Consider the following 20,359-nt stretch of genomic DNA (forward strand, 5'->3'; position numbering starts at 1 on the left):
AGACCCGTATGAACCTGCTCGTCCCCGATATCTGCTCCCGTTTCCCCACCCGGCAGGCGGTCTTCGTCGGCCTTCTCATTGGATTGGCTATTCTCTGGGCCGGTCCCGCCAGCGCCGCCGGGTCGGGTATGCCTTGGGAAGCGCCGCTCACCGCGATCCTGGAATCCATTGAGGGACCGGTCGCGCGCATCATCGCCGTCATCGTTATCGTCATCACCGGCCTATCGCTTGCCTTCGGCGAGAGCTCGGGTGGCTTCCGGCGGTTGATCCAGATTGTCTTCGGGCTTTCCATCGCTTTTGCCGCGACGAGCTTCTTCCTGTCCTTCTTCTCGTTCGGCGGCGGGGCGCTCATCGTATGACGGTCGAAGGTTACGAGATCCCGCTCCATCGCGCGCTCACCGAACCGATCCTGATGGGCGGGGCGCCACGCTCGGTCGCCATCTTTAACGGCACCCTGGCAGCGGCTTTGGGACTCGGCCTCCAGCTCTGGCTTGCAGGCCTCGTCGTCTGGATCGTTGGCCATAGCGCCGCCGTCTACGCCGCCCGCAAGGACCCGTCCTTCATGGACGTGCTAGTCCGCCACATCCGCCACAAGGGGCATCTGGGATGCTGAACCTTGCCGAATATCGGAAACGCCCCGCGCTGCTCGCCGACTATCTGCCCTGGGCCTGCCTCGTCGCGCCCGGCGTCATCCTAAATAAAGACGGGAGTTTCCAGCGCTCGGCGCGATTCCGCGGGCCCGACCTCGAAAGCGCGACAGAGGCCGAACTGGTCGCCACCTGCGCGCGGATCAACAATGTGCTGCGCCGTTTCGGCTCTAACTGGGCGCTGTTCTTCGAAGCCGAGCGCCATGTCGCCCGCGATTATCCGTACTCGGATTTTCCAGACCCGGTGTCGCGGCTTGTCGATGAGGAACGGCGTGCGGCCTTCGAGCAAACCGGCGCGATGTTTGAGAGCGCCTATGTGCTGACCATCGTTTACTTGCCGCCCGCCGAAAACATTGGCCGCGCCGAACAGATGCTGATCGAGAGCGATGGTGGGAAGCGCGGGCTAGACTATCGCGACCATCTCAGCGCCTTCGTTCAGCAGACGGATCGGGCGCTCGATCTCCTCGGACAGCTCATGCCCGAGGTCGCGCCGCTCTCCGACGAAGAGACGCTGACCTATCTGCACAACTGCATCTCCAACAAACGGCATCCGATCGCCTTTCCGGAGATCCCGGCCTATCTCGACGCAGTCCTGGTCGACACCTCTCTGACCGGCGGACTGGCGCCGATACTGGGCGACGCCCATCTGCGCGCCTTGACCGTTCTCGGATTTCCCGGTTCGACCACGCCGGGACTGCTCGACGCCCTCAACCATCTCGGTTTCGAATATCGCTGGATGACGCGCTTCGTGCCGCTCGACAAAGCCGCGGCCGAAAAGGTGATCAAGCGCTATCGGCGGCAGTGGTTCGCCAAGCGCAAGTCTATCGCCGCCATCATCAAGGAGGTGCTGACCAACGAGCAGTCCGTGCTCGTTGACACCGACGCCGACAACAAGACCGCCGACGCCGATGCGGCGCTTCAGGAGCTCGGCGCCGATCTCGTCGCTTACGGCTATGTCACGACCACCTTCATCGTCTGGGATGAAGACGCCGCCGCCGTTCGCGAGAAAGTCCGCGCGGCACAGCGCATCATCGACGGGCGCGGCTTCGCCACCATCGAGGAAAGCGCCAACGCCGTCGAAGCCTGGCTCTCGTCCTTGCCTGGCCATGTCTATGCCAATGTTCGCCAAGCGCCGATCAATACGCTCAATCTCGCACACCTTATGCCGCTGTCGGCCATTTGGGCCGGGCCGGCGTATAACGAACATCTGGGCGGGCCGCCACTCCTCACCGTGCGGACCAATGGGACCACGCCGTTCCGGCTCGTGACCCATATCGGCGATGTCGGCCACACCTTGGTCGTCGGTCCGACCGGCGCCGGCAAATCGGTACTCCTGTCGCTGATCGCGCTGCAGTTTCGGCGCTACCCGGACGCACAGATCACGATGTTCGACAAGGGCGGGTCGGCCCGTGCTGCCATTCTTGGCATGGGAGGTGATTTTTTCGACCTTAGCGCCGCCAAGGAGGGCATGAAGGACGCGCTCGCCTTCCAGCCGCTCGCCAAGATCGACCTGACGGCGGAGCGGTCTTTTGCGCAGGACTGGGTGCTCGGACTGCTCGCCCATGAGGGCGTCGCCGTCACGCCGGAGGTCAAGGACGCGGTCTGGTCGGCGCTGTCGAATCTCGCCGCCGCGCCGCCGCCCGAACGCACGCTCACCGGTTTCGCGACGCTGCTTCAGCGGAACGAGCTGCGCCAAGCGCTTCAGCCTTACACGCTGGAAGGCCCATACGGTCGGCTCCTGGATGCCGATGAAGACCGGCTCACGCTCAGCGACGTTCAGTGCTTCGAGATGGAAGAGCTGATGCACGAGACCGGCGCGGTGCTTCCCGTGCTGACATACCTCTTTCATCGGCTCGAAGCCCGGTTCGACGGACGGCCGTCGCTCCTGATCCTCGATGAGGCCTGGCTCTTCCTCGACAACCCGGCCTTCGCCGCGCGTATCCGCGAATGGCTGAAGACGCTCCGCAAGCAGAACGTCTCCGTCGTCTTCGCGACACAAGGTTTGTCGGACATCGCCGGCAGTTCGATCGCGCCGGCGATCATCGAGAGCTGCCCGAGCCGCATCTTCCTGCCCAACGACCGGGCGATCGAGCCCCAGGCGAAAGCCGTCTACGAAGCCTTCGGCCTCAACGACCGGCAGATCGAGATCATCGCCCGTGCCGTGGAGAAGCGCGACTACTACTTCCAGTCGCGCCAGGGGAACCGGCTGTTCGACCTTAGTCTTGGACCCGTGGCGCTGGCCTTTACCGGAAGCAGCACCAAGCCGGATCACGCCCTGATGGACGAGCTCCTCACCGCTCATGGCGAAGAGGAGTTCGCGGATTCCTGGCTGCGCGCCAAGGGCCTCGATTGGGCGGCGGACCTGATCGGTTCGAACCATGCACTGCAAGAGGAGACAGACCATGAAGCGACCGCTTGAGGCGGCTGTGATAGCGGCGTTTATCGGCCTGATTGCCGCACCGGCAGCGTTTGCCGCCGAGGGTTGGCCGCGCTGCTGGCGCGACGATGACTGTCCCGGCTTCTTCCTGAATGTGACGAACAGCCAGGGCGACGCGAAAGTCACCGTCGGGCGGGTCTGCGAAGGCCGGTGGCGGCATATCTGGGGCCAATCCGACGCCCGGAACACCATCCGGCAATGGCTTGAGGGCGACGCGGCTGGTGCGAGCGGTTCGCTCTGCATCCCGCTCCATCCGGATGTTGACGAGATCCGCGTCATCTCGATTGGCGGCCATTGCGGCGAGGACGGGTTTCCCGACATCGCATGGGCCAACGAACCCGGCGCCGATGCAGTGCTGCGGCGCGGCTATGGCGCGGCGGCGTCCGCAACGCTCGAAGGCTGTCATGCGCGGATTGGCAATCCGGAGATCGGCAAGGTCGCCTATGGCGGCATCGCGCTCCGTTTCGCCGACAGCTACGTCTTCGGCGACAGCTACGCCGAGACGTATTTCTACGGGATCTATGACGGTTTCGGACCGAGTAGCGTCAAACCGTTCGGCGCCACGGTCGCCGCCATCAGCCAATTCAACACCTACCACTACCGCATCGACATCCTGGCGAATGGCCGGGACGGCTGGCGGTGGGGAGATCAAGAGGAGAACGACCGATGAAACATCTCAAGACACAGCTTTTATCCGTCTGCGCCGCTTTGGCGCTCGGCCTGTCCACCGTCACCGTGACCATGACCGTCACGGCGCCGCCGGCGCACGCGATCACGGTGTTCGACCCGGCGAATTACAGCCAGAACCTGCTGACCGCCGTGCGCTCGCTGCAGCAGATCAGCAATCAGATCCAGCAGCTCGCCAACGAAGCGCAGATGCTGGTGAATCAGGCGCAGAACCTGACGAGCCTGCCGACCTCCGTCGCCGGTGATCTGCAGGCCTCGCTGCGCGCGGTCGATGCGCTGATCCTGAGCGCGCAAGGCGTCGCCTACGATGTGTCCGCGATCGACGCGGAATACCGCCGATTGTTCCCAGAAGAATATGCCGCCACCGTTTCAAATTCGCAGATCATCCAGGATGCGCAAGAAGCGTGGCAGCTGGCCCGCGAAGGCTTCAGGCACAGCCTCCAAGTGCAGGCCGAGGTGGTCGGCCAGGTCCGCACCGACACCTTCACGCTCGACCGTTTGATCGCCGAGAGCCAAGGCGCGGTTGGCAATCTGCAGGCGGCTCAGGCCGGCAATCAGCTCACTGCGCTCGCCGCCAAGCAATCGATGCAGCTCCAAAGCTTGCTTGCCGCATCGGCCCGTGCCGACGCGCTCGAAAGCGCCCGCGCCATCGCCGCCCGCGAGCAGGCCCGTGCCCGCTTCGCCCGCTTCATGGGCGATGGCAGCAGCTATAGCCGTTAGGACTCGGGGACGCGCACAATGGATGATGTCGGCGTCATCGATCAGTTCACGGAGATTTTCGTCAACTACATCGATTCCGGCTTCGGGTTCCTCGGGCCAGATGTCGCGTTTCTGACGACGATCCTGATCGGCATCGACATCACGCTCGCCGGCCTGTTCTGGGCGCTTTCGGACGACAAGTCGGTCATCCCCGCGATGATCAAAAAGGTACTATACGTCGGCGCCTTCGCCTTCATCCTGAACAACTTCTCCTTTCTCGCCGATGTCATCTTCGACAGCTTCGCGGGACTCGGCTTGCGGGCGAGCAATTCCGCGATCACCGCAGACGATCTCATGCGGCCAGGTTTCGTCGCGAATACCGGCTTCGTCGCCGCAGATCCGCTTTTGAGGGAAGTCGAGGACCTTCTTGGACCGATCGCCTTTTTCGAGAACTTCGTTCTGATCGCGGTACTGATGGTCGCCTGGATTATCGTGCTCTTGGCCTTCTTCATCCTGGCGATCCAACTCTTCATCACCATCCTCGAGTTCAAGCTGACCACCTTGGCCGGCTTCATCCTTGTGCCCTTCGCGCTCTGGGGAAAGACCGCCTTCCTTGCCGAGCGCGTGCTCGGCAATGTGGTTGCCGCGGGCATCAAGCTGATGGTGCTCGCCGTCATCGTCGGCATCGGCTCGACCCTGTTCGGTTCCTTCACCGCGTCTTTTGTGGGCGACGAGATCACCATCGAGCAGGCGCTTTCCACCGTCCTGGGCGCGCTGGCGATTTTCATGCTTGGTATCTTCGGCCCCGGCATTGCGGCCGGTCTCGTCTCCGGTGCGCCACAGCTCGGCGCCGGGGCCGCCGTGGGATCGGCGGCCGGGCTCGCCATCGGCGGTGCCGCCGCCGCCGGTGCGGCTGTCGGCGGTGCGCGCGCTCTTGGCGCAGGGGCGGGCGCGGCGACCCGAGCGGCATCCTCCATGGCGGGCGGGGCGAGCGGCGCGTACGGCATGGCGCGCGCAACCTCTGGCGCGTCCGGCGCGGCAGGCGTTGCGGCAGGGGCGGCCGGCGTCGCCCGCGCCGGCGCCGGTGCTGTCGGTCAGGGCGTTCGCAGCGTTGCGGGACGCGCGACATCGGGCGTGCGCCAATCCTTTGCAGACGGTCAGCGCGGCGCTTTCACCGCGACCGGCGGCACGCGTCCCAGCGGCGGTGAGGCGTCGACCAGCGCTGCGGCCGCGGCAAGCGGTGCGCCCGATTGGGCTCAGAAGCTGAGGCGAGAACAACGGCTGCGCGAAGGCGCGACCGTGACGGCCCACACGATCCGCGACGGCGACCGCCCGGCCTCCGGCGAGAACCCCAGATTGAGGGACGACGACTGATGTTCAAACGATCCACCTCGACGTACGGCCACACACCAGAACCGGAGACGCCTTATCAACGAGCGGCGCAAGTCTGGGACGAGCGCATCGGCTCGGCGCGCGTGCAGGCGCGGAATTGGCGGTTCATGGCGTTCGGCTGCCTGGCGCTCGCCATCGGCCTGTCCGGCGGGGTCGTCTGGCAAGCCGGACGCAGCACGATCACGCCTTATGTCGTCGAGATCGACACACTCGGGCAGACCCGCGCCGTCGGTCCGGCCATCGCCGCCTATGAGCCAACCGACGCCCAGATCGCCTACCATCTGGCGCGCTTCATCGAGAATGTCCGCTCGCTCTCGATCGACCCAATCGTCGTGCGCCAGAATTGGCTGCGCGCCTATGACTACGCCACCGACCGCGCCGCCAACACGCTGAACGACTACGCGCGCGAGAACGATCCGTTTTCGAGGGTCGGCCAGCGCACCGTAACCGTCGAGGTGACCAGCATCGTGCGCTCCTCTGGCGACAGCTTCGATGTGCGCTGGCGGGAGCAGTCCTTCGAGAACGGCACGCTCGCGGCGACCACGCGCTACACCGCTGTCCTTTCCATCGTCCTGCAGCCGCCCCGCACCGAGGAGGCGCTCAGGAAGAACCCGCTCGGAATCTATGTCCACGCTCTCAATTGGAGTCGCGACCTCATCTCGGGAGATAACCCATGAAAAAGATACTCGTCGTTGCAGCGCCCTTGTTGCTCGCCGCCTGCGCCACAAAGCAATTGCCACCCGAGATCAGTTACGACGCGGAAGACTTCGATGCCGCGACGCTCGCTGCCGAGCCGCCGCGTCCCGTCGAGATCGTCACAGTACCCGAGCCGTTGCCCCTGCCGGGTCAGCTGATGCCAGTGCCAAGGGAATGGCAGCCGCCTGCGGAGGACACGCGGCCACCGGAAGAGCGCGTCACGGACGCCAACACTGCCGCCGCGGTGGAGCCGAGCACGGACGGCTATATCAACGCGATCCAGGTCTATCCCTATACGGAAGGCGCACTTTACCAGCTCTATACCTCGCCCGGGAACGTCAGCAACATCGCGCTCCAGCCGGGCGAGAAGATCGTCGCCGTCTCGGCCGGCGACACCGTTCGCTGGGTGATCGGCGATACGGTCAGCGGTTCCGGTGACGCGGCACAAGCCCACGTGCTGGTTAAGCCCATCGCCGAGGGCCTGCGCACCAACCTCGTCATTATCACCGATCGGCGTGCCTATCACCTGGAGCTCACCAGTACGCCGGAGACCTATATGGCCTCGGTCTCCTGGCATTATCCGCGCGATGAGCTCCTGGCGCTCACGCGCCGCAATATCGCCGCCGAAGAGGCCGCGGACCGCGTGATCGACCGCGGGCTCGATATCGACAATTTGCGCTTCCGCTACGCCATCAGCGGCGACAATCCGCCATGGCGGCCGGTGCGTGTCTTCGACGACACCCACAAGGTCTATATCCAGTTCCCGGCGCGGCTCAATCAGGGCGAGGCGCCGCCGCTCTTCGTCGTCGGTCCGGACGGAAAAAATCAGCTCGTCAATTACCGGGTGCGCGGCCGCTATTACATCGTCGATCGACTTTTTGCGGCTGCCGAGCTGCGGCTCGGCGAAGACCCGCAGCAAGTCGTGCGCATTACACGGACCGACGGCCGTCCCGCCGCGTCGAGCCAGTCGCGGACCGGCGACATCGAGGTCAGCCAACACCGCATTCCGGACCGTGAGGACCGCTGATGACGCCATCACGCTCAGACGACCCGTCGATCCCAGATCCACCAATCCCTGACTCGACCGGGGCGAGCGCGCCGAAGGTCGATCCGGAAGACCTGATGCTGCGCGCCGCGCCGCGCCCCGTCACGCGGATCAACCGGCGTGTGCTGATCGCACTTTCGGGCACGGGACTACTCCTGATCCTCGGCGCGACCATCTTTGCCCTCGACCCGCCGCGGCTGTTCGACCGCGACAATACCGGACGCGAACTCTATCGGACCGAAAACAACCCGACCCCTGATGGCCTCGAAGCTCTGCCGCGCCGCTATAGCGACATCTCACGCCCGCCCGTAGAGTTGGGGCCGCCTCTGCCCGGCGATATTGGTCCCGCCGTCGTCGCCGCCGAGCGGGAGTTGGGGATCGGGCCGACGCCAGACTTGCCGTTCCGTCCGAGCCCGGAAGAGGACGCGGCACGCGCCGAGCGCATCCGGCAAGCGCGGCTCGCCCAGCAGGGCCGCGAGTCCGGGGTATTTTTCCAACTCACCTCGAGGACGGCGGGAGTCGCTCAGGCAGACATCTCCGGCGCGGGAATGCCCACCGCGCCCGGAACGGCGCCCGCCGATCGTAACCCCTTCGAGGTCGCCAGCGGGGGCAACGCGGGCGCCCCGTTGGAACTTGACCTCCAGAACGACCAGAACCTGCAAGGACGCAAGCTCGACTTCCTCGACCAGGGCGTCGACGCGGCCATATACAATCCGCATGCGTTGCAGGACCCGGCCTCGCCCTATCAGGTGATGGCAGGGACCGTCATCTCCGCCAGCCTCGTCACCGGCATCAATTCCGATCTCCCGGGCCGCGTCATCGCGCAGATCACCGAGAATATCTACGACACGGTCTCTGGGACCTATCTTCTGATCCCGCAAGGCTCCCGCGTCATCGGAACCTATGACAGCGTCATCGCCTTCGGGCAAGACCGCGCCCTCGTGATTTGGCAGCGGATCATCATGCCGGATGGCTCGTCCGTCGTGATCGAGAACCTGCCGGCGACCGACGTGGCTGGTTATGCCGGGCTCGAGGACGAGGTGAACTTCCACACCTGGCGGCTTCTGAAGGGCATTGCGCTGTCCACGTTGCTCGGCGTCTCGACGGAGCTGACCTTCGGCGATGAAGAAAGCGATCTCGTCGCGGCGATTCGCGAGTCCACTCAGGACAGCGCCAATCAGGTCGGCCAGCGCATCACCGAGCGCAACCTCAACATCCAACCCACCATCACCATCCGACCCGGTTGGCCATTGCGCATCATCGTCAACAAGGACCTGGTGCTGCGGCCTTACCGCGACCTGGGAGTGATCCGATGACCTTGAAGCTCGACAAGCTCCCCGACCGCGAGAGCGTGAAGATCACTTTCTCGGCCAACGCCGATCTGAAGGCGGCGCTCAATGACTATGCCGAAATTTACCGGCGCGCCTACGGCCAGAAGGAGAGTGTCGCCGATCTCATCCCGTTCATGTTGGACGCCTTCATGAACGCCGACCCCGGTTTCAAACGGGCGCGCAAGGAACTCGAAAACGCGCGCCCATCTTCCCCACCAACCCAAGCAAAGGAGACCTGAACGATGGCTACTATTGGAAGTTTCACCGCCGGCAAGGACGGTTATGTCGGGACAATCCGCACCCTGACGGTCAACGTTAAGGCCAAGATCATTGCGAATGACAGCAAGAAGAGCGAGGGAGCGCCGGATTTCCGGGTCTATGCTGGGCGGGCCGAACTCGGCGCCGCCTGGAAGGCCCAGACCAACGGCGAGGAGCCGCGGGACTATCTTAGCGTCCAGCTCGACGATCCAAGCTTTCCCGAGCCGATCCGCGCGGCGCTCTTCGAGGAGGACGGCGCGGCGTTTCTCGTGTGGAACCGGCGGGACGCCTGATGCAGGCCGTTGAGGGACAGAATAGCGGCTGAATTCTCCGCTCTATTCTTTGGCGTCGTCGAGGGCCTGATCAACCAGTCGGAGGGCCGCCGTCAGACGGCTGCGAAGCGTGCGCAGCTCTCCTACGGTTTCGTCTTCCATGGCCATCAAATCCGGATCGAGGGCGGTCCGAACGACTTCGTCCAGCGGCGCCCTCGCCAAGGAACCGGATGCGAGGATTGCCTCGTTCGCGGCGTCTCCGCGCCCTTCGGCTTCGATCAACAGCGTTCCGTCGAGTTGCATCGAAACGGAAAATGCAATGTCGCCAAGAACGACGGCTTCGACGTCATCTGGCTCAAGCGGCACAATCAAGCCCCAGGGCTCGCCGTCTTGGTCTTCGAATCCGGCGAGATAGTGCTCGGGACCAATCGTTCGATCCGCATTGCGATCGGCACGGAAGAACGTTGCCAGGGTCACATTTAGGGGCATGGCACAGCGTCAAGAAACACAGAAACTAAGGTCTCCAGATGGAGCTTAACAAAATACCTAGTATACTAGGTGGCAGTATACTAGGTATTCGGGCTGCCTTTCGCCATGAAGCTGAGGCGGATCGTGGCTCGAAATCTCAAGCACTTGCGGCAGGAAAAGGGAATGTCGCAAGAAGAACTTGCCGACAGCGCGGAGATAAACCGCAACTATGTCGGGATGGTGGAGCGCTCGGAAAACGCCGCCACGGTGGATATGCTGGAGAAGCTTGCCGACGCGCTTGGCGCGAAACCTATCGATTTCTTTCGGGAGGAATAGGCCTAGCAAGAGGCTGTTTTGGTATGAAGCAGCCTGCCGGGAGCTTTTTTTGCTTTTCCTATGGGCCAGTTTGTGACAAAACGTCGGAAGTTAGAGCCTAACAACCGACGTTTTGTCACATGACCACTACAGCCGAGATATCACAGAGAGACCGGGCCGTCGAGCTTCTCAAGGAACGCGGCGCCATGCGTCGCATCGAGCTGAGCGACGCCGGCGTCCACCCGGAAACACTTTCGCGGCTGGTGGAAGAGGGCATTCTCACCCGCGTTTCCCGCGGCCTCTATCAGCTCACCGACGCCGACATCACGGCACCGCATGACCTGGCCGAGGTCGCGAAGCTCGTGCCGAAAGGGGTCATCTGCCTCATCTCCGCGCTCCAGTTCCATGAGCTCACGCTCCAGACGCCGAGCCGAGTCTGGGTCGCCATAGGTCCAAAGGCCCGGAAACCCAAGATCGAATACCCTCCAACCCGCATCGTGCGGTTCGGTGAGCAGGCTCTTTCGCTCGGCGTGCAATCGCACACCATCGACGGCGTGCTGGTGCCGATCTTCAACCCAGCCAAAACCGTCGTGGACTGTTTCCGATTCAGGAAGGCCGTCGGTTTCGACGTTGCGATTGAGGGCCTCCACAACGTCGTGAAGTCAGGCAAGGCCAAGCCGGCGGAAATCGTTCAATACGCCCGTGACACCCGAATTTGGTCTGTTCTGCGACCATATCTCGAAACGGTGGTCGCTGATGGCGCGTAGGACGACGAACATTGCCGCTTCGGTGCGTGCGCGGCTTCAAAACATCGCCAAGGAGAAACAGGCGAATTTCCAGCGGATGCTCACGCGCTACGCCCTGGAACGGCTTCTCTTCCGCCTAAGCGTCTCACCCCACAAAGATCGCTTCGTTCTCAAAGGTGCCATGCTTTATGCCGCTTGGCTCGAAGACCCTTTCCGAACGACGCGCGACCTAGACCTTCTTTCCTTTGGCGATCGCGAAGCCGAGCGCCTTGTCGGGATCTTCCGCGAGATTTGCGTTCAAGCGGTTGAGGAAGACGGGCTGAGCTTCGATGCCGAGCACATTGCCGCGGAGCCAATTCGCGACGATCAAATCTATGGAGGCGTTCGGTTGCGAACATCGGCGCGCCTCGGCACCGCCGTCATCCCGATCCAGATCGATATCGGTTTTGGCGATGTCGTGACACCTGGTCCATCGGAGCTCGAATATCCGGTTCTTCTCGACCATCCGGCGCCCAAGCTCAACGCCTATCCGCGTGAAACGGTGGCTGCCGAGAAGTTCGAAGCCATGGTCGCGCTCGACCTCGCGAACAGCCGGATGAAAGACTTCTACGACCTTCTTGCGATGTCGCGGCTTTTCACCTTCGAAGGCGCGGTCCTCGCCGCGGCGATCCGCGCCACATTCGAAAGGCGCACGACGCCGGTCCCACGCGAACGTCCCCCCGCGTTCACCGGCGCCTTCTCGGACGATCCACAAAAGGCCCAGCAATGGCGATCCTTCCTCGCCCGCGAGCCGCTGCTGATCGACGAGCCGGATTTGCCGACAGTCATTCGCGAGATCGGTGACTTCATCATGCCGGCAGCTCATGGAGCCATTGACGACGGCCACATGCCTGGCCGTTGGTCTCCAGATGGTGGCTGGAGATCCGCCACATGACAGAGGCCAGCCGCGACGCCATCTTCATTAGCCACACCAAGCCGAAGGATAATATGTTTACCGCTTAGCTGCCGGCGGTGATCGCATTATCGATTGGCAGCGGTCTGCGTGATCCGATTACGCCGTGTAGCGAAAAAGCTAAGTGATCGCTCTCAGAAGCGTCATCTCGGCGAAGACGATCCGGCTCACGCCGAACGCGGCAGTTCAGTCTTCGACAGCTTGGTTAAAGCTGAGTCGATCAAGCTGACAGCGTCCTCAACATCCCGATCCGTCGTATCGAAACCGAGACTGAAGCGGATGGAGGATTCTGCCTCATCTACATCCAGCCCGATGGCCCTCAGTACATGTGACGGCTCGGGAATCCCGCTTGTGCACGCGGAACCAGTTGATGCCGCCAATCGTGGTTGCAGAGCGCCGAGAATGTCATGCGCCGAATGCCCGATAAACTGGATATTGGCATTACCAGGATGGCGGGGATGCCCGACAGGACCGTTGACCGTTATCGGCCACGACAGATTGTCCAACTTATCGATGAATTCATCACGATGTTTCCGCAGCAGTATGCGCTTTTCTTCTGCAGCCTCGCCAGCGCACATGAGTGCCGCAGCGCCCATTCCAACACAAAGCGGCGTTGGCAATGTTCCGGAGCGAAGGCCGTTCTGCTGGCCGCCGCCATAGAAAAGCGGCTCGATTTGGCCCTGCAGGTCGCGTGAAATGTATATGACCCCGACTCCTTTTGGGCCGTACATCTTGTGCGATGATAGGCTGAGAATATCCGTATACTCTCCAAATGAAGTCATCGTCATGGCGATGGGAGCTTGCGCCGCATCACAATGAAAAACGGCTCCCTGACTCCTTACAATGCTAGATATTTTCTCAATATTCTGAATCGTTCCAATCTCGTTATTAACCGCCATAATTGATACGGCGAGAACATCATCGCGCATTGCCTCTTCAAGGGCTGAGAGATTTATGAAACCTTCATGATCGACAGGAATTTTCTCGACTGCGTAGCCGTGTTGTTCCTCAAGGACTCTTCCAGCAGCGAGCACGCACTTGTGCTCGATTGTGCCCATCAAGATGCGGCGGCGCTTGCCTCCAGTCGCACGGCGGCCGACGCCCAGCAAGGCGAGGTTATTCGACTCGGTTGCCCCCGAGGTGAAGATGATTTCATCGGCGTCCGCGCCGATCAGCCGTGCGACTCGGGCGGCTGCCTCATCGACGGCGCGCGATGTTTCCCACCCGAGGACGTGATCCGATGAATGCGGATTGCCGAAAGATTCGCTGAAATACGGCGTCATTTCGGCCAAAACACAGGAATCGACCGGTGTCGTGGCCTGATGGTCGAGATATATCGTGTTTCTTATTCTCATTTATTATCAATGATATAGATGGAAAAAAACCTTCCGGGTCGTCGCATTTCGGCATCCGCTTGCTGCTGGAGGTAGGCTCCAGCATTCGTTGACCATAGCACATCGTTCGGGCTACAGTCGAGCTGGACGCATCATCCAGCAGCCCGGGGGATACATGGCGCGCGGACCGCTTTTTCAGAATGATTACAGCCCGCAGTTTTCGGGCCACGAAACCTTCCCGCTGCGCTACGGGTGGCTGAAAAAGGCGTTTGACCGCGTCGCCGAGACCGAGTCCGAAACCGACAACCGCGTTGCGTGTTGGGGAGACGAAGCCATAGCGAAATTCGGTGTCGGCAAAAACATGGTCGGCTCGATGCGCTATTGGGCGAACGCCGCCCGCATCATCCGCGAGCCCGCCATCAACTCCGTTGAAACAACCGAGCTTGGACGGTTGCTCTTTAGTTCAAACGGACTCGATCCGTGGATGGAGTCTCCCGCCACGCTGTGGCTTCTTCACTGGCAGTTCGCGGCATATCACAAGAGAACAACATGGTTCTGGGCATTCAGTCATTATCCCGCCATTACGTTTGAGCGGGACGGCTTCATCCGAAAGCTCAACCGCTTTTCAAAAGACCGCGGATGGCCAAGCGCGGCGGAAACCACGCTCAAGAATGACGTTGCCTGCTTCATTCGCACCTATGTAGCGCGTCAGCCATCTGGAAAGACCGGCCACGACGACGCCCTTGAGTCGCCGCTGACTGAATTGGGGCTCATCAAGGCGATAGGCAAGAACGACGGCTTTCGTTTTGTGCGTGGCCCCAAATCGACCCTGAGCGACGGCGTTTTCGCCTATGCCCTTGTTGATTTCTGGTCGCGCTTCTATGCCAATGCCGCCACCTTGTCCTTCGAAGCCATCGCACAAGCGCCGGGTAGTCCGGGACGGGTGTTTCAATTCGAAGAGAACGACGTGGCGGATCGTCTTGCCGTGCTCGACGATGTCACGGACGGCGCGCTCCGGTGGTCGGAGACCGCCGGTCTGAAACAGGTTGTCCGCAGCGTTGAGATCAGCGAAGACGCGGCACGGTCCTGGTTGGCTGACGACTACGCTTCGCGTGTCGGAAGGGAGGCCGCCTGATGCTTCTAGAAGACCGTGTTCGGATTGCCCGCCGCTTTCTAAGATCGGTTCGAATCGATTCCGATTACGGTGACGCCAGCGCGCTGGAAGGCTTTGTCTGCCCGCAGTCCTCCGCGGACGTTCTCACGACAATGGCTCGTCATGTGGCGGAGACGGGACAGGGGGCGTTCACCTGGACCGGCCCTTATGGCAGCGGCAAGTCGAGTCTTGCCGTTGCGCTTGCGGCGCTGTTGAACGGCGACGCCGGGTTGCAGAAACAGGCAAAGAAGGTTTTCGGACAGGGCCTGACAAACACCATCTGGAAGGCTCTGCCGACTGGCACGAAGGGTTGGCGCATCCTTCCCGTCGTTGGCAGGCGGGCCGATCCCGTCACGGTTATCGGCGAAGCTGTCAAAAAGGCCGGACTGGTGTTGCGGGTGCCACGCGGCGGCTGGACCGAGAGTAACCTGATAGCGACGCTCACTGATGCCGCTGCATGCAAGCCCAAGACGCATGGCGGAGTTGTCCTCTTCATCGACGAGATGGGCAAGTTCCTCGAAGCCGCCGCACAGGATGGCTCTGACATTTATATCCTTCAGCAGCTCGCAGAGGCGGCGTCGCGCAGTAACGGGCGTTTCCTGATCGTCGGCGTGCTGCATCAGGCTTTTGAAGAGTATGCGCATCGGCTGTCGCACGAGATGCGAGACGAATGGGCGAAGATTCAGGGGCGGTTTATCGATCTCGTCGTGGATACGGCGGGGGAAGAGCAAATCGACCTGATCTCACGCGCGATAGAGAGTGATCGTGTCGCGAAAAAGCCGGGCGCTCTCGCGTCTTCAGTCGCCGCATTCGCGCGTCGCGACCGGCCCCTCGAGGATGCTTCGCGGCTGGCTTACATGCTTGAGGCCTGCTGGCCCTTGCACCCGGTCGTCGCCTCGTTGCTCGGTCCCATTTCGCGACGGCGTTTCGGCCAGAACCAACGCAGTATTTTCGGTTTTCTCAATTCATCGGAGCCACATGGTTTTCAGGACTTTCTGAGCCATACCCAGGACGACCAGCTTTACGGACCCGATCGGCTCTGGGATTACCTGCGCGCCAATCTGGAACCGTCCATTCTGGCATCGCCCGACGGACACCGATGGGCGCTGGCGGCTGAGGCCCTGGAACGCTGTGAAACACTTGGCGGCGACGCGCTGCATGTCAGGTTGCTCAAGACAATCGCCGTTATCGACCTGTTCAAGGAACGCTCGGGACTCCTCCCGAATTCCGAGTTGTTGCGATCCTGTTTATCGGACGCGTCGACAAAGGCGATTGAGAAGGCGCTTTCCGACCTCGACGGCTGGTCGCTCACGATATTCAAGAAGTTTCTCGACGCCCGCTCCATTTTCGCCGGGAGTGACTTCGATATCGAGCGGGCCGTTCGAACGGCGCTCGATGAAATAGACGAGATCGACTTCGAGCTCTTGAAATCGCTTGCCGGTCTTCAGCCGATCCTCGCCAAGCGCCACTACCATGAAACCGGGGCGATGCGCTGGTTCGATGTGAACATCGTGCCGGTGAGCGGCATTGTCGAGTTCGCCTCCGGTTTTACGCCAAAGAACGGCGCCATCGGGCAATTCCTTCTCGCAATTCCGACGGATGGAGAAAAAGAGGGACGGGCCGAAAAGCTTTGCCGGGAAGCGGCCTCCCACAGTGGCAAGGACAAGGGCGATATCGTCGTCGGCATTTCCAAACAGTCATGGGCCGTTGTGCCGTTGGCGCGGGAACTGATCGCGCTGGAAAACGTCAGCAACGATCACCCTGAACTTGCCGGTGACTCCGTTGCGCGGCTGGAAGTTTCGGCGCGTCTCGCGGCATTGCAGGCGCTTTTGGAAACCGAGCTGCATAAAGCATTCGATAACGCTTTGTGGTTTCGCAAAAAACATCACAAGAAGCGGCTGCAACAGGCCGACCTGAACGGCATCGCCTCGGAACTGGCGGATCGCCGCTTCCCTGAATCGCCGCGTCTCCATAATGAATTGCTCAACCGGCAGCAGCCATCGGGCAGCGCCATAATGGCGCAGAACAAGTTGCTGCACCACATGGTCGTCAAGGAGGGTGAAGTACGGCTTGGTATCGACGGCTTCCCGGCCGAAGGCGGATTGTTTGCCTCGATCCTGGAAAAGACCGGACTCTATGTTCTACAGGGTAAAACTTTCAGATTTGTTTCGCCGGTGACAGGTGACGATCCGTGCCATCTGGCTCCTATGTGGCAGGCCGCGTTCGAGCATGTAAGAGAGAATGCCCACCGGACCGTCACCGTTTCGGAGCTTTTCGAGCTGTGGCGCGAACCGCCATTCGGTATCAAGGACGGCTTGATGCCTCTTCTCGCCGTCGCCTTTATCCAGTCTCAACGCGACAAGCTTGCCGTTTATCGCGAAGGTATTTTTAGGGTTCGTTTTGACGACGTGGATGCCGACTACCTCGCAAAGGACGCATCCATAATCCAGTTACGCTGGATGGATCTGACGGATATCGCGCGGCGTCTTCTGTCCGATATGGCGGAAGTCGTTCGCGATCTTGATCGGACTAACGAGCTTGTGCATCTAGAGCCCATAGATGTCGGCCGCGGGTTGATGTCGATTTTCGAGCAGTTGCCGCAATGGACTTCGCGGACGATGAGGTTGTCGGCCAACGCGGCGCGTATTCGCGATCTGTTCAAACGCGCACACGATCCGAACCGGTTCCTGTTCGACGACATTCCCGGAACCCTCGGAGAGGATGTGGCCCTCGAGACGGATGCCGACTTGCGCCGGGTGATTGAGAGCGTTCGCGAAGGGCTCGAAGAGCTGGTGCAGGCCTATCCGTCGATGCTGCACCGCATGTGCGACCTAATGCTCGCCGAGTTGCAGGTTCCGAATATTTCTCCGCAGTCTCTCGCGGAACTGCGTGACCGGGCCGAGAACATCAGGCAGCTTGCCGGGGATTTTCGGCTCGACGCTTTCGTCGGTCGGTTGGCCCGGTTCGACGGTTCCGACGAGAGTTTCGAGGGTATTGCGAGCCTGGCCGCGAACAAGCCGCCGCGCGACTGGGTCGATCCCGATCTCGACCAGGCAGCGATCGAGCTTGCAGATATGGCACAGAAATTCCTTCGCGCGGAAACTTATGCGCGCGTGAAAGGCCGTCCTGACAAGCGTCACGCCATGGCCGTCGTCATCGGCACGAACGGGCGGCCTGCGCCGATGCTTGAGGAGTTTGATGTCGCGGACTCTGATCGTGACGCCGTGAACGCGCTCATAGAACGTGTCGAAGCAGCGCTCGATGAGTCCGACACCAGCCGGAGCAGTATAATTCTTGCGGCGTTGGCGGAACTCAGCACGCGCTACATGCAGGACGCCCTCGCCCCCAAGGCGAATGGGAAACGAAAGGCGGCGCATCATGAGTGATGAAATAACGAACCGCCACCATCTCTGCTATACACAGAACTTCGAGCAAGCCCGAAGCTTGAATACACAGATGAACCACGTCCCTGTACTGGCTATGACGCTTACTGGGGGGTTGTGGTTCGGTGCTGGAGTTACAAAAGATCTTCCTGAGGAAATCAGATTTGCGCTTCTAATATTTGCCGGCTTTTGCAACCTGTCCCTCATCTTCGCCGTTTTGCGCATCCGAGACGTTTTGGAAAGCTATCTAGAGAAACTTAAAGAGTTTAACCCAGACAGCTTTGCCTCCGGAGAACCCAAAAATCCCAAACTACCGTGGTTGGGGTCCTATAGCATGATATTGATCTACTGCGCTTTAATGCTGATAGGGTCATTATTTTCATTCGTTGGCGCTTTCTGGATTTTCTGGCCATTCGAGTCAGCCCGCTGGATTGGCATCATACTGCTGCTCGCTCTTCTCACGGCCATATACCTAACATTATTCAGCCGCAGCACGGCTGCGTCGAAACATGCGGAAAGCTGATATGCATACGCCGCATCTTGCCTCTCCGATTGAAGAAGAAAAAGCGACAAGCGAATACTATGAACGCAACGCGCAGACGTATTTTGCGACGACGCTACGCGTTGACATGTCTGCCCTATACAGCCGCTTTCTAAGGCATGTCGCGCACGGTGGGCGGATACTGGACGCCGGAAGCGGATCCGGACGCGATACGCTCGCATTTCTCCAGCGCGGCTATGAGGTCGAAGCGTTTGACGCGTCTCCTGCGCTTTGCACACTGAGCACGCAGTTGACCGGTGTTGAAGCCCAAGTTCTCCGTTTTCAGGACTTTGACAGTCCGCCCCGACACGACGGGATTTGGGCATGCGCATCATTACTACATGTGCCGAAAGACGAGTTGAGGGATGCTGTCAGTCGATTGATCGGAGCGCTCAAACCGGGTGGCGCATTGTATGTATCGTTCAAGCATGGCGCTGAGGAGCGCATCTCCACTGACGGGCGTTTTTTTCTGGATCTGAACGCGGAGTCTTTACGTCAGCTCTTTGCGGACTTTCCGAATATGACGCTAGCAGAGGTGTGGCTCTCGGTTGGTGAGGGGAGGCATCAGGGAAAGGACGAGTGGCTAAATGCGATAGCCCTGAAGGCACCTGAGAGGGGCGACCAATGACCATACAACCGTCGTCGGAAATGCACGTACTTGGTCTATCCGGCGGGCGCGACAGCGCGGCGCTTGCCGTCTACATGCGGCAGCATCATCCCGACCTCGATATCGAGTATTTTTTCACCGACACTGGCAAGGAGCTGCCGGAGGTTTACGAATATCTCGGGCGTCTGGAGGGATTTCTCGGACAGCCGATACTGCGGCTGAACCCCGACCGCGACTTCGATTTCTGGCTCAAGCAGTACAATGATTTCCTGCCGTCCGCGCAGACGCGCTGGTGTACCCGCCAGCTCAAGCTTCGCCCGTTCGAGCACTGGCTTCGCCCGATGCTCGACGATGGTATGACGGTTTACAGCTATGTTGCGATCCGCAGCGACGAGGAATACCGCGAAGGCTATTCCTCGAAGCACGACAAGCTCATCGTCAGGCTGCCGTTCAAGGAAGCCGGAATCGATAAGGCCGGCGTCCTCGATGTCCTGAAAGGGGCCGGGCTCGGCTTGCCGAAATACTACGAGTGGCGAACGCGCAGCGGCTGCACCTTCTGTTTTTTCCAGCAGAAAATCGAATGGGTGCGGCTGAAGGAGCAACACCCGGACGCATTCGAAGAGGCCAAGGCGTATGAGAAGGACGCAGTGGAACACGGTTCTCCTTTTACCTGGAGCCAGGGCGAATCGCTCGAAGAGCTGGAACAGCCCGAGCGTGTCGCACAGATCAGGCAGGAACACGAACAACGGCTTGCGCGCATGAAGTCGAAGGTTCAGCCGAACCCGCTCAGGTCGGATAGCGAGCCACTGGATATCGACGATTTGTACGGCAAGGCGAAAGTCTGTCTGGCATGTCACAAGTAACACAGGCGGGGGCACCGACGGTTGGACCTGGACTCCTTGATAGATTTTGCGAACGAGGCAACCGAGGAAATCGCCAAGTACACGGTGCCCGTCACTTTGTCGCCAGAAAAGATGATGGCGAATGAGCACGTAATCGAGGCCCTTACGTGGGACTCCATCAGCTACGGCGACGAAGAACTGGAAAGGGTTCCTGCTGACAAACGAGGCATCTACGCCTTCGCGGTTTGCAGGAATAATGACGTTCTTCCGCCCCATGGATACGTACTTTACATCGGAATCGCGGGGCGCGATTCCGAACGCGCCCTGAGAGATCGGTATAAGGACTACCTTAATGCCAGAAAGGTCAAGAAACGCGCCCGCATCGCGCGGATGATCGGAACCTGGCATCCGGTGTTGCGGTTTTACTTCGCCCCCATTGACGATGACGTTTCCTCAGAGCCCGTCCGGAAGGTTATTGAATCCGGTGAATCCGTTGTGATTCTATGCCGCGCCAGAGGAAATGGGAGCGGACAGAATGTGGACGACGGAAACCC

Annotated in this window: 22 protein-coding genes; 20 read left to right on the plus strand and 2 right to left on the minus strand. The window is 60.8% G+C overall.

What is annotated here, in order from left to right; all coding sequences use genetic code 11:
* The first annotated feature begins 8 nt into the window (after nt 1–8).
* Genes CMO28_RS27420 through CMO28_RS27470 form a run of 11 tightly spaced genes read left to right on the plus strand, consistent with a single transcriptional unit; the run spans nt 9 to nt 9,485 of the window.
* On the plus strand, nt 9–359 hold the full coding sequence (locus CMO28_RS27420) for a TrbC/VirB2 family protein (RefSeq protein WP_296720041.1): 351 nt from the start codon (nt 9–11) through the stop codon (nt 357–359).
* On the plus strand, nt 356–613 hold the full coding sequence (locus tag CMO28_RS27425; protein WP_296720044.1) for a VirB3 family type IV secretion system protein: 258 nt from the start codon (nt 356–358) through the stop codon (nt 611–613). Before CMO28_RS27420 ends, CMO28_RS27425 begins: the two co-directional genes overlap by 4 nt.
* Nucleotides 607–3,066: a conjugal transfer protein TrbE gene (gene trbE, locus CMO28_RS27430; protein ID WP_296720047.1), complete on the plus strand. Its 2,460-nt coding sequence runs from the start codon at nt 607–609 to the stop codon at nt 3,064–3,066. The genes CMO28_RS27425 and trbE overlap by 7 nt, the downstream gene beginning before the upstream one ends.
* A complete protein-coding gene (locus tag CMO28_RS27435) occupies nt 3,050–3,754 on the plus strand; it encodes a hypothetical protein (protein WP_296720049.1) in 705 nt (234 codons plus the stop codon). The genes trbE and CMO28_RS27435 overlap by 17 nt, the downstream gene beginning before the upstream one ends.
* Nucleotides 3,751–4,491, plus strand: a complete 741-nt coding sequence (gene trbJ, locus CMO28_RS27440) for a P-type conjugative transfer protein TrbJ (RefSeq protein WP_296720051.1) — start codon at nt 3,751–3,753, stop codon at nt 4,489–4,491. The genes CMO28_RS27435 and trbJ overlap by 4 nt, the downstream gene beginning before the upstream one ends.
* Before the next feature lie 18 nt (nt 4,492–4,509).
* Nucleotides 4,510–5,844: a P-type conjugative transfer protein TrbL gene (gene trbL, locus CMO28_RS27445; RefSeq protein ID WP_296720054.1), complete on the plus strand. Its 1,335-nt coding sequence runs from the start codon at nt 4,510–4,512 to the stop codon at nt 5,842–5,844.
* A complete protein-coding gene (gene trbF / locus CMO28_RS27450; RefSeq protein ID WP_322111422.1) occupies nt 5,841–6,539 on the plus strand; it encodes a conjugal transfer protein TrbF in 699 nt (232 codons plus the stop codon). The genes trbL and trbF overlap by 4 nt, the downstream gene beginning before the upstream one ends.
* Nucleotides 6,536–7,585, plus strand: coding sequence for a P-type conjugative transfer protein TrbG (gene trbG / locus CMO28_RS27455; RefSeq protein ID WP_296720060.1), 1,050 nt, complete (start codon nt 6,536–6,538; stop codon nt 7,583–7,585). Before trbF ends, trbG begins: the two co-directional genes overlap by 4 nt.
* Nucleotides 7,585–8,919 (plus strand): TrbI/VirB10 family protein, encoded by a 1,335-nt coding sequence (locus tag CMO28_RS27460; RefSeq protein WP_322111421.1) that lies wholly within the window; start codon nt 7,585–7,587, stop codon nt 8,917–8,919. The genes trbG and CMO28_RS27460 overlap by 1 nt, the downstream gene beginning before the upstream one ends.
* Nucleotides 8,916–9,173 carry a DUF2274 domain-containing protein gene (locus tag CMO28_RS27465; protein WP_296720063.1) on the plus strand — a complete coding sequence of 86 codons (258 nt, stop codon included), beginning with the start codon at nt 8,916–8,918 and terminating at the stop codon, nt 9,171–9,173. Before CMO28_RS27460 ends, CMO28_RS27465 begins: the two co-directional genes overlap by 4 nt.
* 3 nt (nt 9,174–9,176) lie before the next feature.
* Nucleotides 9,177–9,485: a DUF736 domain-containing protein gene (locus CMO28_RS27470; protein WP_296720066.1), complete on the plus strand. Its 309-nt coding sequence runs from the start codon at nt 9,177–9,179 to the stop codon at nt 9,483–9,485.
* Nucleotides 9,486–9,527: 42 nt separating this feature from the next.
* Here CMO28_RS27470 and CMO28_RS27475 read toward each other — a convergent pair whose 3' ends face one another.
* Nucleotides 9,528–9,941 (minus strand): hypothetical protein, encoded by a 414-nt coding sequence (locus tag CMO28_RS27475; RefSeq protein ID WP_296720068.1) that lies wholly within the window; start codon nt 9,939–9,941, stop codon nt 9,528–9,530.
* A gap of 117 nt (nt 9,942–10,058) precedes the next feature.
* On the opposite strand from CMO28_RS27475, the gene CMO28_RS27480 reads away from it, so the two are divergent.
* The 3 genes from CMO28_RS27480 (at nt 10,059) to CMO28_RS27490 (ending at nt 11,927) form a co-directional block, all read left to right on the plus strand.
* Nucleotides 10,059–10,268: a helix-turn-helix domain-containing protein gene (locus CMO28_RS27480; RefSeq protein WP_296720071.1), complete on the plus strand. Its 210-nt coding sequence runs from the start codon at nt 10,059–10,061 to the stop codon at nt 10,266–10,268.
* Nucleotides 10,269–10,387: 119 nt separating this feature from the next.
* Entirely contained in the window at nt 10,388–11,014 is a 627-nt protein-coding gene (locus CMO28_RS27485) for a type IV toxin-antitoxin system AbiEi family antitoxin domain-containing protein (protein WP_296720074.1), read from the plus strand.
* Entirely contained in the window at nt 11,004–11,927 is a 924-nt protein-coding gene (locus CMO28_RS27490) for a nucleotidyl transferase AbiEii/AbiGii toxin family protein (protein ID WP_296720076.1), read from the plus strand. The genes CMO28_RS27485 and CMO28_RS27490 overlap by 11 nt, the downstream gene beginning before the upstream one ends.
* 185 nt (nt 11,928–12,112) lie before the next feature.
* Here the strand turns inward: CMO28_RS27490 and CMO28_RS27495 are convergent, their stop codons facing one another.
* Nucleotides 12,113–13,300, minus strand: a complete 1,188-nt coding sequence (locus CMO28_RS27495) for a cysteine desulfurase family protein (RefSeq protein ID WP_296720079.1) — start codon at nt 13,298–13,300, stop codon at nt 12,113–12,115.
* 154 nt (nt 13,301–13,454) lie between these two features.
* Here CMO28_RS27495 and CMO28_RS27500 point away from each other — a divergent pair, with 154 nt between their 5' ends.
* The 6 genes from CMO28_RS27500 to CMO28_RS27525 form a co-directional block, all read left to right on the plus strand.
* Nucleotides 13,455–14,414 carry a DUF4007 family protein gene (locus CMO28_RS27500; RefSeq protein ID WP_296720081.1) on the plus strand — a complete coding sequence of 320 codons (960 nt, stop codon included), beginning with the start codon at nt 13,455–13,457 and terminating at the stop codon, nt 14,412–14,414.
* A complete protein-coding gene (locus CMO28_RS27505; RefSeq protein WP_296720085.1) occupies nt 14,414–17,818 on the plus strand; it encodes a hypothetical protein in 3,405 nt (1,134 codons plus the stop codon). Before CMO28_RS27500 ends, CMO28_RS27505 begins: the two co-directional genes overlap by 1 nt.
* Entirely contained in the window at nt 17,811–18,338 is a 528-nt protein-coding gene (locus CMO28_RS27510) for a hypothetical protein (protein WP_296720088.1), read from the plus strand. Before CMO28_RS27505 ends, CMO28_RS27510 begins: the two co-directional genes overlap by 8 nt.
* A gap of 1 nt (nt 18,339) precedes the next feature.
* The gene (locus CMO28_RS27515; RefSeq protein WP_296720090.1) at nt 18,340–18,984 is read left to right on the plus strand and encodes a class I SAM-dependent methyltransferase; all 645 of its coding nucleotides are present in this window, start codon (nt 18,340–18,342) and stop codon (nt 18,982–18,984) included.
* Nucleotides 18,981–19,826 carry a phosphoadenosine phosphosulfate reductase family protein gene (locus CMO28_RS27520; RefSeq protein WP_296720094.1) on the plus strand — a complete coding sequence of 282 codons (846 nt, stop codon included), beginning with the start codon at nt 18,981–18,983 and terminating at the stop codon, nt 19,824–19,826. The genes CMO28_RS27515 and CMO28_RS27520 overlap by 4 nt, the downstream gene beginning before the upstream one ends.
* Before the next feature lie 21 nt (nt 19,827–19,847).
* A partial coding sequence (locus CMO28_RS27525) for a hypothetical protein (protein WP_296720097.1) occupies nt 19,848–20,359 on the plus strand: 512 nt, incomplete at its 3' end.

This window comes from Tistrella sp., from assembly GCF_002684955.1.
Lineage (GTDB): Bacteria > Pseudomonadota > Alphaproteobacteria > Tistrellales > Tistrellaceae > Tistrella > Tistrella mobilis.

Excerpts from the sequence above, each read along its gene's own strand:
- CMO28_RS27420 (WP_296720041.1), top strand. The coding sequence starts at position 9 with ATGAACCTGCTCGTCCCCGATATCTGCTCCCGTTTCCCCACCCGGCAG.
- CMO28_RS27425 (WP_296720044.1), top strand. The coding sequence starts at position 356 with ATGACGGTCGAAGGTTACGAGATCCCGCTCCATCGCGCGCTCACCGAA.
- trbE (WP_296720047.1), top strand. The coding sequence starts at position 607 with ATGCTGAACCTTGCCGAATATCGGAAACGCCCCGCGCTGCTCGCCGAC.
- CMO28_RS27435 (WP_296720049.1), top strand. The coding sequence starts at position 3,050 with ATGAAGCGACCGCTTGAGGCGGCTGTGATAGCGGCGTTTATCGGCCTG.
- trbJ (WP_296720051.1), top strand. The coding sequence starts at position 3,751 with ATGAAACATCTCAAGACACAGCTTTTATCCGTCTGCGCCGCTTTGGCG.
- trbL (WP_296720054.1), top strand. The coding sequence starts at position 4,510 with ATGGATGATGTCGGCGTCATCGATCAGTTCACGGAGATTTTCGTCAAC.
- trbG (WP_296720060.1), top strand. The coding sequence starts at position 6,536 with ATGAAAAAGATACTCGTCGTTGCAGCGCCCTTGTTGCTCGCCGCCTGC.
- CMO28_RS27460 (WP_322111421.1), top strand. The coding sequence starts at position 7,585 with ATGACGCCATCACGCTCAGACGACCCGTCGATCCCAGATCCACCAATC.
- CMO28_RS27465 (WP_296720063.1), top strand. The coding sequence starts at position 8,916 with ATGACCTTGAAGCTCGACAAGCTCCCCGACCGCGAGAGCGTGAAGATC.
- CMO28_RS27470 (WP_296720066.1), top strand. The coding sequence starts at position 9,177 with ATGGCTACTATTGGAAGTTTCACCGCCGGCAAGGACGGTTATGTCGGG.
- CMO28_RS27480 (WP_296720071.1), top strand. The coding sequence starts at position 10,059 with ATGAAGCTGAGGCGGATCGTGGCTCGAAATCTCAAGCACTTGCGGCAG.
- CMO28_RS27485 (WP_296720074.1), top strand. The coding sequence starts at position 10,388 with ATGACCACTACAGCCGAGATATCACAGAGAGACCGGGCCGTCGAGCTT.
- CMO28_RS27490 (WP_296720076.1), top strand. The coding sequence starts at position 11,004 with ATGGCGCGTAGGACGACGAACATTGCCGCTTCGGTGCGTGCGCGGCTT.
- CMO28_RS27495 (WP_296720079.1), bottom strand. The coding sequence starts at position 13,300 with ATGAGAATAAGAAACACGATATATCTCGACCATCAGGCCACGACACCG.
- CMO28_RS27500 (WP_296720081.1), top strand. The coding sequence starts at position 13,455 with ATGGCGCGCGGACCGCTTTTTCAGAATGATTACAGCCCGCAGTTTTCG.
- CMO28_RS27505 (WP_296720085.1), top strand. The coding sequence starts at position 14,414 with ATGCTTCTAGAAGACCGTGTTCGGATTGCCCGCCGCTTTCTAAGATCG.
- CMO28_RS27510 (WP_296720088.1), top strand. The coding sequence starts at position 17,811 with ATGAGTGATGAAATAACGAACCGCCACCATCTCTGCTATACACAGAAC.
- CMO28_RS27515 (WP_296720090.1), top strand. The coding sequence starts at position 18,340 with ATGCATACGCCGCATCTTGCCTCTCCGATTGAAGAAGAAAAAGCGACA.
- CMO28_RS27520 (WP_296720094.1), top strand. The coding sequence starts at position 18,981 with ATGACCATACAACCGTCGTCGGAAATGCACGTACTTGGTCTATCCGGC.